Annotated in this window: 14 protein-coding genes and 1 pseudogene; 2 read left to right on the forward strand and 13 right to left on the reverse strand. The window is 37.3% G+C overall.

What is annotated here, in order from left to right; translation table 11 throughout:
* Positions 1-335: 335 nt before the first annotated feature.
* The 11 genes and pseudogenes from AC0YN6_RS30255 to AC0YN6_RS30305 form a co-directional block, all read right to left on the reverse strand.
* Positions 336-1,103 carry a nucleotidyltransferase domain-containing protein gene (locus AC0YN6_RS30255; RefSeq protein ID WP_475751938.1) on the reverse strand — a complete coding sequence of 256 codons (768 nt, stop codon included), beginning with the start codon at positions 1,101-1,103 and terminating at the stop codon, positions 336-338.
* A gap of 187 nt (positions 1,104-1,290) precedes the next feature.
* Positions 1,291-1,731 carry a GyrI-like domain-containing protein gene (locus AC0YN6_RS30260; protein ID WP_475751940.1) on the reverse strand — a complete coding sequence of 147 codons (441 nt, stop codon included), beginning with the start codon at positions 1,729-1,731 and terminating at the stop codon, positions 1,291-1,293.
* Positions 1,732-1,801: 70 nt separating this feature from the next.
* Positions 1,802-2,734: a phosphotransferase family protein gene (locus AC0YN6_RS30265; RefSeq protein ID WP_475751942.1), complete on the reverse strand. Its 933-nt coding sequence runs from the start codon at positions 2,732-2,734 to the stop codon at positions 1,802-1,804.
* A gap of 476 nt (positions 2,735-3,210) precedes the next feature.
* Entirely contained in the window at positions 3,211-3,780 is a 570-nt protein-coding gene (locus tag AC0YN6_RS30270) for a DUF2812 domain-containing protein (protein WP_475751943.1), read from the reverse strand.
* On the reverse strand, positions 3,773-4,084 hold the full coding sequence (locus AC0YN6_RS30275; protein WP_475751945.1) for a PadR family transcriptional regulator: 312 nt from the start codon (positions 4,082-4,084) through the stop codon (positions 3,773-3,775). The genes AC0YN6_RS30270 and AC0YN6_RS30275 overlap by 8 nt, the downstream gene beginning before the upstream one ends.
* A gap of 517 nt (positions 4,085-4,601) precedes the next feature.
* A pseudogene (locus tag AC0YN6_RS30280) lies at positions 4,602-4,951 on the reverse strand (hypothetical protein); the annotation flags it as partial.
* Between the two features lie 261 nt (positions 4,952-5,212).
* The gene (locus tag AC0YN6_RS30285) at positions 5,213-5,449 is read right to left on the reverse strand and encodes a hypothetical protein (protein ID WP_475751946.1); all 237 of its coding nucleotides are present in this window, start codon (positions 5,447-5,449) and stop codon (positions 5,213-5,215) included.
* 192 nt (positions 5,450-5,641) lie between these two features.
* Positions 5,642-6,013, reverse strand: coding sequence for a hypothetical protein (locus AC0YN6_RS30290; RefSeq protein ID WP_475751948.1), 372 nt, complete (start codon positions 6,011-6,013; stop codon positions 5,642-5,644).
* Between the two features lie 168 nt (positions 6,014-6,181).
* Complete coding sequence (locus AC0YN6_RS30295; protein WP_475751949.1) at positions 6,182-7,096, reverse strand: tetratricopeptide repeat protein; 915 nt, start codon at positions 7,094-7,096, stop codon at positions 6,182-6,184.
* Between the two features lie 201 nt (positions 7,097-7,297).
* A complete protein-coding gene (locus AC0YN6_RS30300; protein WP_475751951.1) occupies positions 7,298-7,711 on the reverse strand; it encodes a hypothetical protein in 414 nt (137 codons plus the stop codon).
* A gap of 153 nt (positions 7,712-7,864) precedes the next feature.
* Positions 7,865-8,389 carry a GNAT family N-acetyltransferase gene (locus AC0YN6_RS30305; RefSeq protein WP_475751953.1) on the reverse strand — a complete coding sequence of 175 codons (525 nt, stop codon included), beginning with the start codon at positions 8,387-8,389 and terminating at the stop codon, positions 7,865-7,867.
* A gap of 190 nt (positions 8,390-8,579) precedes the next feature.
* On the opposite strand from AC0YN6_RS30305, the gene AC0YN6_RS30310 reads away from it, so the two are divergent.
* Positions 8,580-9,937, forward strand: a protein-coding gene (locus AC0YN6_RS30310) for an IS3 family transposase (RefSeq protein ID WP_475751955.1) whose coding sequence is annotated in 2 segments (ribosomal slippage) — positions 8,580-9,033 and positions 9,033-9,937 — 1,359 coding nt in all. Because the reading frame shifts where the segments join, the coding sequence is not laid out codon by codon here.
* 77 nt (positions 9,938-10,014) lie between these two features.
* On the opposite strand, the gene AC0YN6_RS30315 is transcribed toward AC0YN6_RS30310, so the two are convergent.
* Together AC0YN6_RS30315 and AC0YN6_RS30320 are read right to left on the reverse strand one after the other, a co-directional pair.
* Complete coding sequence (locus AC0YN6_RS30315) at positions 10,015-10,476, reverse strand: GNAT family N-acetyltransferase (protein WP_475751957.1); 462 nt, start codon at positions 10,474-10,476, stop codon at positions 10,015-10,017.
* Between the two features lie 154 nt (positions 10,477-10,630).
* The gene (locus tag AC0YN6_RS30320) at positions 10,631-11,029 is read right to left on the reverse strand and encodes a contact-dependent growth inhibition system immunity protein (RefSeq protein WP_475751959.1); all 399 of its coding nucleotides are present in this window, start codon (positions 11,027-11,029) and stop codon (positions 10,631-10,633) included.
* 544 nt (positions 11,030-11,573) lie between these two features.
* Here AC0YN6_RS30320 and AC0YN6_RS30325 point away from each other — a divergent pair.
* Entirely contained in the window at positions 11,574-12,479 is a 906-nt protein-coding gene (locus AC0YN6_RS30325; RefSeq protein ID WP_475751961.1) for a VOC family protein, read from the forward strand.
* The last annotated feature ends 333 nt before the right edge of the window (positions 12,480-12,812 follow it).

The following is a 12,812-nucleotide window of genomic DNA, read 5'->3' on the forward strand; positions in this document are numbered from 1 at the left end:
TCAAACACCATAAAAAAGTAATATCTTCTGAAGTCGAAATCATGTAATCAAACTAATTCAGCGTGAGCCGGTGCTGCACATCTACTTACTGGTACTCATTAATACGCTATCCTGCCCGTTAGCGTAATGAAAAAATGGAGCAGCTGCCGATGCAACTGCTCCATGGTGTGTTGAACTAACGTTACCCGTTAGCTCAATAGTCTTATGTTTTAATTAGAGTCGCTGCTTATAGTTGTGAGGCTTGCCGAACACCTAACGCAGTGACGTCCCGACGGGCTTAGGGGGCTGGATGTGGTGACTCGCTTCTCAGAGTGACCCGGAGCGTCAATATGGTGTTAGCCGAAGGAAGTTCTGGAAGCAGCCATTGCATTTAAGGCGTTCTCAAAATAGCTATATACTTCATCTGCAATTCCCAGAAACTCTTCAACAAGTACATTACTATCCAAGTAACAAGCATACAGATAATCAACTAAAGCGGAGTCAATCTCACAATAGTTTAATATGGCATTCTTCATCTTAATAATGTCATCTTGCCATACACCTGTATCTTCTAAAACCAAAGAGTATAATGCACGAATTAATCTCTTAGAGTAACCTTTAATATATCTAGTTTTCATTGTGTTATCACTAGCATTAGAAAGTAAACTATGTATACGATCTACTTCCTCCTTGGTCTCTGTATTTAAGTCTGAAATGAACTCTGGAGAAATAATTATCGGTGGTACTTTTTCACCAACGTCATGACCATATATGCAAACACAAATTATCTTTACCCAAAAACCCCACTCATTTGGTTTACTTAATACATCGTCAATCGAGCAAATTATCGTATCAATCTTAGTTACTACTGGATATTCTTTCAAAAGCCTGTCTTTAATATTTGACAATCTTTCGTAATCAATATCTTTGGGATTTACACATACAATAGTAAAGTCTGCATCTGACTTAAAAGGTTTAGCAGTTCCTTTTGGAATCGAGCCACACATATAAATGCTATGAATCTTACCTTTAAATTCGGTAAGTATATTATCTATATACTTATCAACAAAATCCTTATATTCACTTTGTATTACAATTCTATTTATAACTTTTTCTAATATCATATAGACTTCTCCTAAACTAAGAACTTCTTTCGGCTAACGTCTTTTTGCGAACTTCGTAAATTCGTCATGACTTAAGTTATTCGCGAAATCATTCAACTATCCTGCCCGTTATTTGAACAAAAGGCTGCCAAGCGGCAGCCCTATCAGTATTGAACTATCGTTACCCGTTAGTTCAATGAAGTAATGTTCATGCTGATTTTATCTGAATGAACATGTCGAGTTCGCTATCATCTTCTTCACCCTTAAATCTTCCATCATATACTTCGTAACAGACAACATCGAATTGTTCATAATTGTTTACGCTGAGCCAATGAATAAGTTTTTCAAACGTTTCGTTTACTTTACTTAAAGGTCCTTTATGAGTTGCTCCTACATATTTGCCAGAAGGAATTATATACATAAACATTCCTTCTGGCACTACACTTGATGACTCACTTTCTACACCCGCAAGATATCCGTGTACATTTCGTTTGATCAAACCAATTGTCTCTTGGTGATTTATCCGACCTGTGATTTCGTGTATTCGGGTGAACAAAGCTGGCCAAACATCACCAGGATTGGTCGGTTCACCTATGTTTCCGTTTCCAATAATCTTACGTTCTGGTATATCGACTAAATAAGGATGCATCTTCCCACTCCTCCATAAATGGAAATATAATCCTATTCTATTCGATATTAAGATTCCATTATCCTGCCTGTTAGTTGAGTGAAGTTCCAACTACCATGTCCAAGTATTTCTTTAAGTCATCTTTAGCCTGTGAGTTACTGATCCAAGCTTCTAAATTCCAACTCATATATCTAAGCCCCAGGTAGCGAGAAGCGATTGCATACAGCTGATTAAAATGACGATCAGGAAATTCTATGCCTTTAGTTGCCAATAACACCCTATATTCCTCAATTTGTTCCGATGTACCACAACGCAAAGGGATATCCAGAAATAAAGAACCAAATCTAGCTTCTTCCCAATCAATAAAGAATACATCTGTATTGTTATATACCAATACATTGCCTGGATTTAGATCGTTATGAATTAATGTTTGACTGTCCTCATCATTAATTACATTTAAAATATCTTCGTAAATTGTAGCCGCCGCGGCTTCCACAGAGGGAATGTAATCTCCGAAGACGTCAATAAACTGTTCGTTTCCCCTAGAAGCTTGCCATTGTGGTTTCCAGCGCCCATTTATCATTTTTTCAATATGAATACTGTCCACCATAGGTAGCCAAGATAGTTCTTTTCTTAGACCCAAGTTAGACAAGTGTATGTGCGATAGTGCCTTCAGTTCATTTTGCTGAAGTATTCTAATATTTAAGTTCGTGTAATCTGTTTGATAATCAACATCTTGAATGCAAATAAGAGCCCTTTCCTCTGCCTCAGAACCATATGACAAAGAAAACGGTACATTTGCTTTTTGTGAATAAAGCCTTGTTAATACCTGCCGTTCTATTCTAGTTGCATTTTTTGAAACAAGAGATAATTCCGCTGTTGTCCCTAGGATTTTTATTTGAACTGTATGGCGATTTAAATCAACTGCCTGTAACCCCATATGAATTGGCTTGCTTTCAATGTTTAAAACTTCTGCATTAGGATCGAAAAACTTCTTTATGGTCTCTCGTAACAAATCTTTCAACGTCAATTGTATCACCCAACCAAGTCGTTTTTTACCTAATTATACCTTAGATGCAAACTTGCGTTCGGAAGAATCCCATTCATATTGTTCCACTAAGCTGCCCGTTATCTTAATGAAGAAAAGGAGCAGCTACCGTAGCAACCTGCTCTATGGTTGTTCAACTAGCGTGTCCCGTTAGCGGAATAGTAATTTCCAATTGGATTTCGGGTTCATTAATCATAACTGTTTCTTTGTAATAAAGTTTGATTAAAAACACCTCGTAAACTCATATTTTTCGTTAAATAAAAAGACCTCGTTTAGAAAAAAGATTGATCAAAACGAGGTCATTCTTTGTGAAGTACTATACAATTTTTATAAAAGAGATTGATCATTTTCTACCTGTAAACTTTTTTTAATTCAAAGAAGTAATTGAGAATAATGTATCTTCCAGAATCGGGCGCGATTGTAGAACAACGTTCATAATTAACCTCCTCGCATTATTTTTCTTTTAACATTGAATACTTTCGATAAGCTTTATAGAAACTGCTACCAAAGAAAACAACCATAAGTGCGGGAAGCAACCTCAAAAGGGCAAATGGAGTTTCAAATAAAAATGCTTTCCAAAATAATGCACCCTTCATACTCCAAAGACCTTCAGCTAAATATAAACCTGAATCCTTGTAAAGCATAAAAGAAAAAGACAATAACAGAATGCCTAAACCAGATGAATAACCCATCAATCTTTTATAATAATTACTCTTTGATTGGCGATCCGAGAAGATTTCATTTTGATCATCATCTTCTTTTTGCCAATATCGAATTCCACCAAGCCAGGAGCCATTTATATAAATCCAGCCGAAGTCTTCATATATCCCTTTGTAATCTTTGAACTTTTTCTTTGATAAATAATCTTGATAATCCAGTCGCATCACATATCTCTTGTCGGTTTTTTCGAAAGTGTATATTCCTAATCCACTAATATTTGTACAACGATAGCCTTTTTGTAATTGCTCGTTCAGCCATTGCTCCTCTTTTTCAATATCAAAAAATATCTTAAATTTATTCATTCGATTCACTTCCTTCGTACAGGGATAAAATATGCAATAACCTGTTTTGTTCCATTTTCAAAATGGCGCTTCCTTCCGCAGTTATCATATAAACTTTTCTCCGACCTGACTCTCCAACAGGTTCAATCCAACCATGCTTATTCAAGTTTTCAATGGCACCGTATAATGTACCAGCTGCTAAAATAACAGTACCGTTACTTATCTTTTCTATCTTCTGCATTGCGGCATAGCCATGCAGTGGCTCACGCAGAGCTAATAAAATATAATGCATGGTTTCAGACAACGGTAATAATTTATGTTTCATATCCTCACCCTCTATTCAGTTCAGCTATATAGTTCAACTTTATAATAATATAATGCAGTTCAACTGAATAGTCAACAACATTTCCAAAACTAGTCAAAGGAACTTAAGTAAAAAGCTTGATAACAAGGGAAAAATCAATCTAAAAAGTCGCTTTCCTTACGTAAGGGAAAGCGACTTTTTGTGTAGTCTTATTCAATTAAATGGCCCGTTTGTTGAATTGTCGCAATTTAGCTCGTCAATGTAAATATATCAAATTTTAATAAAATCGGACTTTATTCAAAATGATCATCTTTATTATAAATTATCAAACTTTATTTCAAAGTTACAATAACCACCTTCTGCTTCAGGTAATTCTTTATAAGTACTCTTACCAGCTACTATATTTTGGATGAATTTTCTTAATTCTAGGCTCTTTTTGTATAGATTGTTGCGATAAAAATAAGACCTCGGATAAATCCAGGTCTTATTTATTTATGACTGCTTTCTTCGTACGGCGATACGAATCGTCATCACGACTAACTCCTGCAATATAGGCATGAGTAGTTGAAAACTTCAAGAATATCATCCCAACAATAATACCAAGCACAAATAAAACAATAGCCTTTTCGACGTTTCCAGCATATGTATATTTCTCTTCGTTTAAGATGTTAGAAAAAGTTTTAAATGTGGCAGCCTGCAATGACTTTTCGTCAAAATCATTATGACCTGAAAAAAATATCTCTACTTCTTTTCTTATACCACTGTGTTGCTTTGACAAAATAAAATCTTCAAGATCAGAGCTTAGGTGAACATCATCTAAGCTATAGTATTTTGAAAACGGAGTATTCGTTTCATCTATTAGATATTTATACATAATTCATCTCTCATATTAACCATCCTTTAACAACAATGTACTAGTTGAAAGTCAACCTTTTATCAGTATGGTCCAGATAGCAATAATTCTTACGAAAACAGCGTAATTCTAATAGCTGCTGTGCATCACTCGTTACGTTACAATTCTCCCCAAATGATAGATATTTGTTGCACATAACTGCCAGTTAGCTTAATAAAGAAAGGGAGCAGCTGCCTCAGCAAACTACTCCTTGTTTGTATAACTATCGTTAACCGTTAGTTGAATGATTTTCTGAATTAATCACTGAAATTTTTAAACAGAGACTCCAACTCTTTAACATCATAAAAGTCTCCATCGTTGATAAATTTTTCGACCTCTACTGTACCATCTTCCAAAAATTCAATCTCCCACCGTTGACCAGGAATAGCAACCTCAACCATGATAGCTTCATTTCGGACTTTGTTTAGTTTATAAAATATATTATTATCCTCTAATTTGTTAAGAAAAGTAATTAACTCTCTTAGACCAGCCACATCTTCACCCCACAGTAAGCTTATTACAAATTATATTATATACCCTTGTAGCATTATCCTACCTTTTATCTTATTAGAAAAAGGGAACAGCTGCCGTAGCAACCTGCTCCCTGTTTGTTGAACTATCGTGTCCCGTTAGTTGAACAACTTTACTGCCCCGAAACCCCCAGGAGACCATAATCGAACGGATGCTTAAAATCCATCATCAGGTTGATTATTATTAAGTTCTCGCAACCAAATTTCAATAGTATCTCTAATTTCAAATCTGTCTTTAGACCGTTTTGTTTTTAATTCATTCCAGTCCTCATCTACAAGCACTAACCTATATGCCCCATTTATACTACTATCTGGGTACCAACCTAAATCAATTATACGTGCATTACTTTCTGGAATGACATATCTTCCATTTACATTTTCGAGTTTTTGAATATACATAATATCTTCCGTGAAGTATTCCCAGTTGCTTAACAAGTCATCTTCTTCGGCTTGAATTGGATCAACATCATGAAATTTATTATTAATTATTGCATAACCATTTGGAATTTTTATTCGCATTAAACTCATGATGTTATCACTCCTAAATAATTTGTTTGAAGTATTCGCTAAAAGTTTAAGCAATCCTGCCCGTTAGATTAATAAAAACAAGGAGCAGCTACCGTAGTATCTGCTCCTAGCACTGTTCAACTAACGTATCCCGTTAGCGTAATGACGAATCAACAGTCTCGAAACGATTCAACCATTGTATTCATTATGGTTATGTCTTGAACATCCAAATAAATAACAACTTGACCTCAAAGATGTTGAAAACTTCAAAGGTGGAACAAAGCCTAAAGAAATTTTATATATTATATTTTCATATTCCTGTTTGTCATCTTCTAACTGCTTAATGTAAGCGTCTTTTTCGCTCTCTGTCCAATCCTCGTTGCACTGAGTTGCGTATTCTTCCTGTATATCGTTTATTTTTAATTGAATACATTCGTTCACTATTTCAACCGCACGGTTCAATGAATTTGTATTAATTAATGAATAAATATACCTACAAACCCAGTCTAGAGTCTTATAGTACGTGTCCCATGATTTTTCAAACCAACGGACAGCCTCGGAAAAACACTGCAACTCAAAGTACATCTCAGCAACTTGAACTTCTCCTACGAATTCATCATCACTTTCCGAAAAGGCATCCAACTTAGATTTTGCTTCAGTCGTTTTACCGAGCTCAATCAAACATTTTATGTGACTATACATTGTGTAATCAGAAGGCTCGGCACTGTTTAGAAATAAGGTTGACGCTTCATCTATTTCCCCAAGATGATATTTAGCTATGGCTAAATTATTAAATGCTTCTTTGGAAGGCTCGATTACGATTGATTTCAACAATGCATTCGAGGCATCTTCCCATCTTTCTAAATCAACATAAATTTCACCTAAAAGACTGTAAGGGAAGTGAGAAGATGGATTTAGACTAATTGCTTCTTTAGCTAATTCCAGAGCAGATTCTCTGTCACTTTCTTCGTGATAATATATCCAAGCAAGGTTCGTTAAAAACTGCACATTTCTCGATTCGTTCACCGCCTCTTTGAAAAGAGCCAAGGCTGCATCGTATTCGTTACGTTCGAGATGTTCGATAGCTTTCTGGTTAATATTCAAATTTTCCCTCCTGTTAATCCTCTTGAATCAGAATATCATATCGCTTTTGATGATAACTGTACTAAGTACCATTATTCCACTATCCTGCCCGTTAGCGTAGTGAAGGGCTGCAATGTGGCAGCCCTTCAGGTATGGAGCTATCGTGTCCCGTTAGCTCAATCATTTATTTCATTTTCCTAGTTTTCTGTTAATTCAAGAACATTACTCAATCTTTAAACCATCTGGAAGAATAATTTCACCATCATCATCACTAACATTGAAAAATCCAACGTCATGCTTAATTGCTAACTTGCGAACATGTTCATACGCCTCTTCAGCTACTGACCATGCAAAGGCGATATAAATAGCATTCGATGCAACGCAATAATCGGCTAATCTCTTCTCTAGCTCCTCGTTCTCGTTTATTTCATCATCAGATGGTGCAAATGTACCGTTCATTGTCGGAAATGTTTTAATACTTTCTTGAAACCAATTTTGTAGTGATGTAGTTGTGTGTGATATCTCGTTATAGTCGACATCTTCGCTCCAGGTTGTTAAGTTTTCATACCAAGCCATAAAATCTTTCTTTGTTTTTGGAGCTTTCGTTTTTTCAAATACCATTAAATCGTAGCTCATTAATCTTATACCCCCAATGGTAATTCGGTAATTTAGGTGTTGGCGTAAATTTTAGCAGCTGTTGCTATTGAAGATAACTGCCAGCTAGCTTAATAAAAAGAGCTTGCCACCGAAGCACCTGCACATCCAGAGTTATTCAACTACCGTTCCCCGTTAGTTGAATAAGCCTACCCCAGTGTCTTTAACGCTTGAGTATATGTAATGGTTTTTGTTAAAGATAAATGCTTCTTTTTCCTTAGTGAAACCAATCTTTTCTGCCACACAAATTGACGCAATATTTTTTGGGTCAATGATACTTATCAATTTATTCAAAGATAATTTATAAAAACCATATTCCATACAAGCTCTTGCTGCTTCTGATGCGTAACCCTTTGACCAATATTCCTTATTAATGTGGTATCCAATTTCAACTTCTGTCTTATTATCAACTTGTTGCTTTACAAGACCACAGTCACCAATAAATTCATTGTTATCCTTTAAACATACAGCCCAATGTCCATAACCGTCTGCGAAGTATCTATTTTGATTTCGTTTAATCCAGTCTTGAGTTTGATGGATACTAAAGGGAGCTGGATAAAATTCCATCGTTTGAGGGTCAGAGAAAATCCTGTGGAGAGGAATAAAATCATCTTCATTAAATTGTCTTAATAGAAGCCGTTGAGTTTCTAAAATTATCATTTTGAGTATCCTTCCTTAATATGGATAGTAAAATCCGGAACGCTTATTCCCTAAAATATGTAATTCGACTGAAGTTCGGTTAATTCCTACTTATCAACTATCCTGCCCGTTAGTTGAGAAAATGGCAGCCAATATGTGAACTGCACCCCAATTGTTAGACACCATCTAACAATCTGGAGGTGCAGTTTTTTTGTCTAAGTTTAATATGAATTTGAAAATAGAGACTATTCATCGTTATTTGTCAGGGAATGAAGGAGTGAAAAGCATTGCGAAAGCACTAGGCATCAATCATGAGGTCTTACGAATGTGGATAAAGCAATACGAATACCACGGCGAGAAAGCTTTCGAAAAATCCTATACAGCTTACAGCATTCCATATAAACTAGACGTACTCAACTTTATGATAGAGAATGGGACGTCTCCAAATGAAGCAGCTGTCATCTTCAATATCTCTTCTCCAGGGGTTATACGTAGATGGCGCAGCCAATTTAATGCAGATGGAATCGACGCCCTAAAACCAAAGCCAAAGGGGCGTCCACCATCCATGACGGATAAAAAGAGAACCAAGAGACAAGAACCTGCCGAGGGCTCAGTTGAAGCTCTACAAGCTGAATTAGAACGTTTGCGTATGGAAAACGCCTACTTAAAAAAGTTGAATGCCTTAGTTCAAAACAAGGAAAAATCACCAAACAAGACAAAGCGCAAGTAGTCTATGAATTAAGGCTCGAATTCCCGGTGATTGAATTGCTAAAGCTCGCTGAAGTCCCACGTAGCACCTTTTATTACTGGGTGCAACAGTTTGGGAAGCCAGACCCAGACGAAGAACTAAAACTCCTTATTCAATCCATATATGAGGAACATCAGGGACGTTATGGATATCGTCGTATTCGTGATGAACTAGTTAATCGGGGCCACCGAGTTAATCATAAAAAAGTGCAACGTATCATGAAAGAGTTAGGTTTGAAATCTGTGGTACGTATGAAGAAATATCATTCCTACAGAGGATCAGTAGGTAAAATCGCGCCTAACGTACTGGATCGTAATTTTCAATCAGATAGGCCAAATGAAAAGTGGGTTACCGATATTACGGAATTTAAGTTGTTTGGTGAAAAGCTGTATGTATCACCTGTTCTGGACTTGTTTAACGGCGAGATTATCACCTACACAATAGGGACTCGCCCTACCTATTCCTTAGTCTCCGAGATGCTAAATAAGGCCTTTAAACGCTTATCTGACGAGGATGAACTCCTCCTGCATTCGGATCAAGGCTGGCACTATCAGATGAAACAGTATCAACATGCTTTGAAGAAACAAGGAATTACCCAAAGCATGTCGCGCAAAGGAAATTGTTACGATAACTCGGTAATGGAAAACTTTTTTGGCATTATGAAGTCGGAGTTTCTTTATCTTAATGAGTTTGAAAGTGTAGATCACTTTAAGCAAGAACTAGAACGATACATTGATTACTACAATCACAAACGTATCAAGTCAAAATTAAAAGGCATGAGCCCGGTACAGTACCGAGCTCATGCCCAACAGGTTGCATAAAAATATTTGTCTAACTTTAAGGGGTCACTTCACCGTAGCACCTGCTCATCAATACGTTATTCAACTTTCGTTACCCGTTAGTTTAGCGTCGAGGCTTCGTAAATCTTTGTTTCATCACCTGTAAAGATGTAAGCATTAGTGAGGTGACTCCACCCGTATTTCTCATAATATCCGTCCAAATCTGTGCAAAGATAAAGCTTGTCGTGCCCTTTTTTTCGGGTTTCTTGAAGAGCATGCTTCAGCAATAAGGCTCCGATTTTCCGACCTCTTTGTTCGGGTGAAACATACAAACAGGCAAGCCACGGAAATATATCTTGCCGAGAGATTAAATCATTACGCAACATAGCGTATGTACCAATGATCGATTCATTTTCAATCGCAATATAAAAACTTGGCAAGTCGCTACCAGTATTTATTGAATGAAGCATACAATCGTGATAAAAATTAAAATTCTTCTCAGTACCCCATTGGTTCCAAAACAATTGTACTGCTTTTTCAAAATGTTCAACCTTATCTTTAAGTTCGTAGATCTCTAACATTACATCCTCCCTATCCCGTTGTCGAGATATCTCATTTACGCCCTCTCTATCATACCATTAATTGGAACTAAACTGCCTTTTAGCTTAATAAAAACAAGGAGCAGCTACCGTGGTAACTGCTCCTTGCTCTGTTCAGCTAACGTTACCCGTTAGTTCAGCGATTTGAAGCTTTATAAGAAGTCACCAATGGGTGAAGTTTTTCAAATGTGAATTTAACATCGGTTATTATAGAATCCAATTCAACATGCAATTCGGGGTTTAAGTCCCAAAAAGTTCGTTCAATTTTTAAAACACTTACCAATAGGTCTCCTTTATAAAAATCCCCTTCGACGAATGGATTATCTACTAAGAATCTAAGAGCAATCGGAATAAGATATTTCAAGCTTAAACCTTGTCCAATCATTAATCTTAAATCTTCAACTGAGTAATCCATTAACGGTTTACTTCGTAATTCATGACACTTTAAGACAAGTTTTGAGCCATACAGTCGCCCTTCCCAAACTTCCCCATCAAGTTCTTCTAATGTTCTACCTAAATCAAAATTTAACATCATCCGACCACCTTAATTGCTTTATAAAAAGTATATCAGAAGTGGTGATATATTACGTTAAACTGCCCGTTACAACGCGGCTGCCGATCATGCTAGCAGCCACGTTTTAGATATTTATTAAAGTAAAGTGTCCCGTTAGCGTAATGACAGCCGTTCAAGTATCGTTTCCCGTTAGAAAATAGACGCAATTGCCAAGAGCATCGGAAGATAGTACAGATACTTCCAGTGAAAATAATTGATCCAAAACGATTCCTCCATTATTCCATGAATTATAAATAATTTACATCGTCAATATTCGTGAAATCATTTATTAATCCTGCAACACTACCGTACACAGCATTGTAGCTTCAGCGCTTAATTCAACTCTCCGCTTTACCACTACTTGTGATAAGGTTCACCGCGCTGTCTGTAACGGCAAGAAGGCCATCCTTTTGCGGGATGGCCCTTTCTTTGATCTCGCTTGTTCAACTATCGTTCTAGAGGAAATTAAACAATTATAGCGAATAGATATTTTGGTAATAAATTCAAGCTAAAGGAGCTGTGAATATTGGCTTTTAAAGATGCGACCAGAAAAGGGAAGTTTGAATTAACGTTCCCAGTACGTCTAGTATCTGATGTTAAAAAGTCTCAGGAATGGTTTCGCGATGTGTTGAAGTGTAACGATATTAGCGGATATGGCCATGCAACTCGGGGAGACGGGGGAGGCATGGGGCTTATTGTCATCACAGCCGCTTCGCCGGACCATATTCGCCCGAACGCAGTAACACAGAAGCGCAAGGATGAACCGGCGGAAGCGGTAAGCTCGGAGTATGGCTGTGATTCCTTGGTTGAGGTCGCGTGGGATAACCTGGCTTACATCGTCGAGGAAGTACGCAGCAGAGGCGGCAAAATTACGGTAGAGCCTTATGAATACGCTCACGAAGGTCGGTTTCACCAGAAAGCGCATATTGCCGATTATGACGGATATAACATCGTTTTGAGCGCCAACCGGTCGCAGACGGACGAACTGACTTCGCACCAGCCAGAAGATAAGTTTATTAAGACGATTCAAGTACGCCTTGTCTCCGATTTGAAGAAGTCAATGGAATGGTACAGCAACGTATTAGGATGCGATGAGGTGAACAACTGGGGGTACGCAAGACGCGGCGAAATGGAAGTGATTTTACAGCAGGCAGTATCACCGCATGATGTACGACCCAATGCCCTCTCCGCAAAAATTATAGGTATTCCCGATACGTTTGAAGGTCCGGATGAACCCTGGGATACTTTCGTTCATACGCCATGGGAAGATGTGGCTCTTATCGTTGATGAGGTACGAGGAAAAGGCGGCACGATTGGAATGGAACCAATTGAAAGTTCAGGGGGTGGCTGGGACTTTGTAAATGCTCAAATTTTAGATCCAGATGGGTATAGCATTATTCTTGGAGGAATGAGAAGTAGTAATAACTCATAAGTAATGTTGCATTACATCTTGATTAGTTTGTTGCAAGTAAAACGTTGGAAGATCGCTGCCCGATAAGGTGTGGCGATCTTCTTGATTTTTGCAACTAATCTACATTAAACTGCCCTTTAATTCAACAGGCTGCCGTTTGTGCAGACAGCCTGATGTTGTACTATCGTTCTCCGTTAGCTTAATAACTTGATTATTGGTTAGTTTCCCCATTATCAAAAAATTCGTGAATTGAATGTATAGGTGAATTATCATCCCATTCATTATCAGGTACAAAATGAATACCTTTCACATTGGTTGGTTTAAACCGCCACCACATAGTATCGTATAAGAACT

It is taken from the genome of Paenibacillus sp. J22P15 (genome assembly GCF_056269345.1).

Bases quoted from the DNA above. Each gene is read 5' to 3' on its own strand.
- AC0YN6_RS30255 (WP_475751938.1), bottom strand. From the start codon at position 1,103: ATGATATTAGAAAAAGTTATAAATAGAATTGTAATACAAAGTGAATAT.
- AC0YN6_RS30260 (WP_475751940.1), bottom strand. From the start codon at position 1,731: ATGCATCCTTATTTAGTCGATATACCAGAACGTAAGATTATTGGAAAC.
- AC0YN6_RS30270 (WP_475751943.1), bottom strand. From the start codon at position 3,780: ATGAATAAATTTAAGATATTTTTTGATATTGAAAAAGAGGAGCAATGG.
- AC0YN6_RS30275 (WP_475751945.1), bottom strand. From the start codon at position 4,084: ATGAAACATAAATTATTACCGTTGTCTGAAACCATGCATTATATTTTA.
- AC0YN6_RS30290 (WP_475751948.1), bottom strand. From the start codon at position 6,013: ATGAGTTTAATGCGAATAAAAATTCCAAATGGTTATGCAATAATTAAT.
- AC0YN6_RS30300 (WP_475751951.1), bottom strand. From the start codon at position 7,711: ATGAGCTACGATTTAATGGTATTTGAAAAAACGAAAGCTCCAAAAACA.
- AC0YN6_RS30305 (WP_475751953.1), bottom strand. From the start codon at position 8,389: ATGATAATTTTAGAAACTCAACGGCTTCTATTAAGACAATTTAATGAA.
- AC0YN6_RS30315 (WP_475751957.1), bottom strand. From the start codon at position 10,476: ATGTTAGAGATCTACGAACTTAAAGATAAGGTTGAACATTTTGAAAAA.
- AC0YN6_RS30320 (WP_475751959.1), bottom strand. From the start codon at position 11,029: ATGATGTTAAATTTTGATTTAGGTAGAACATTAGAAGAACTTGATGGG.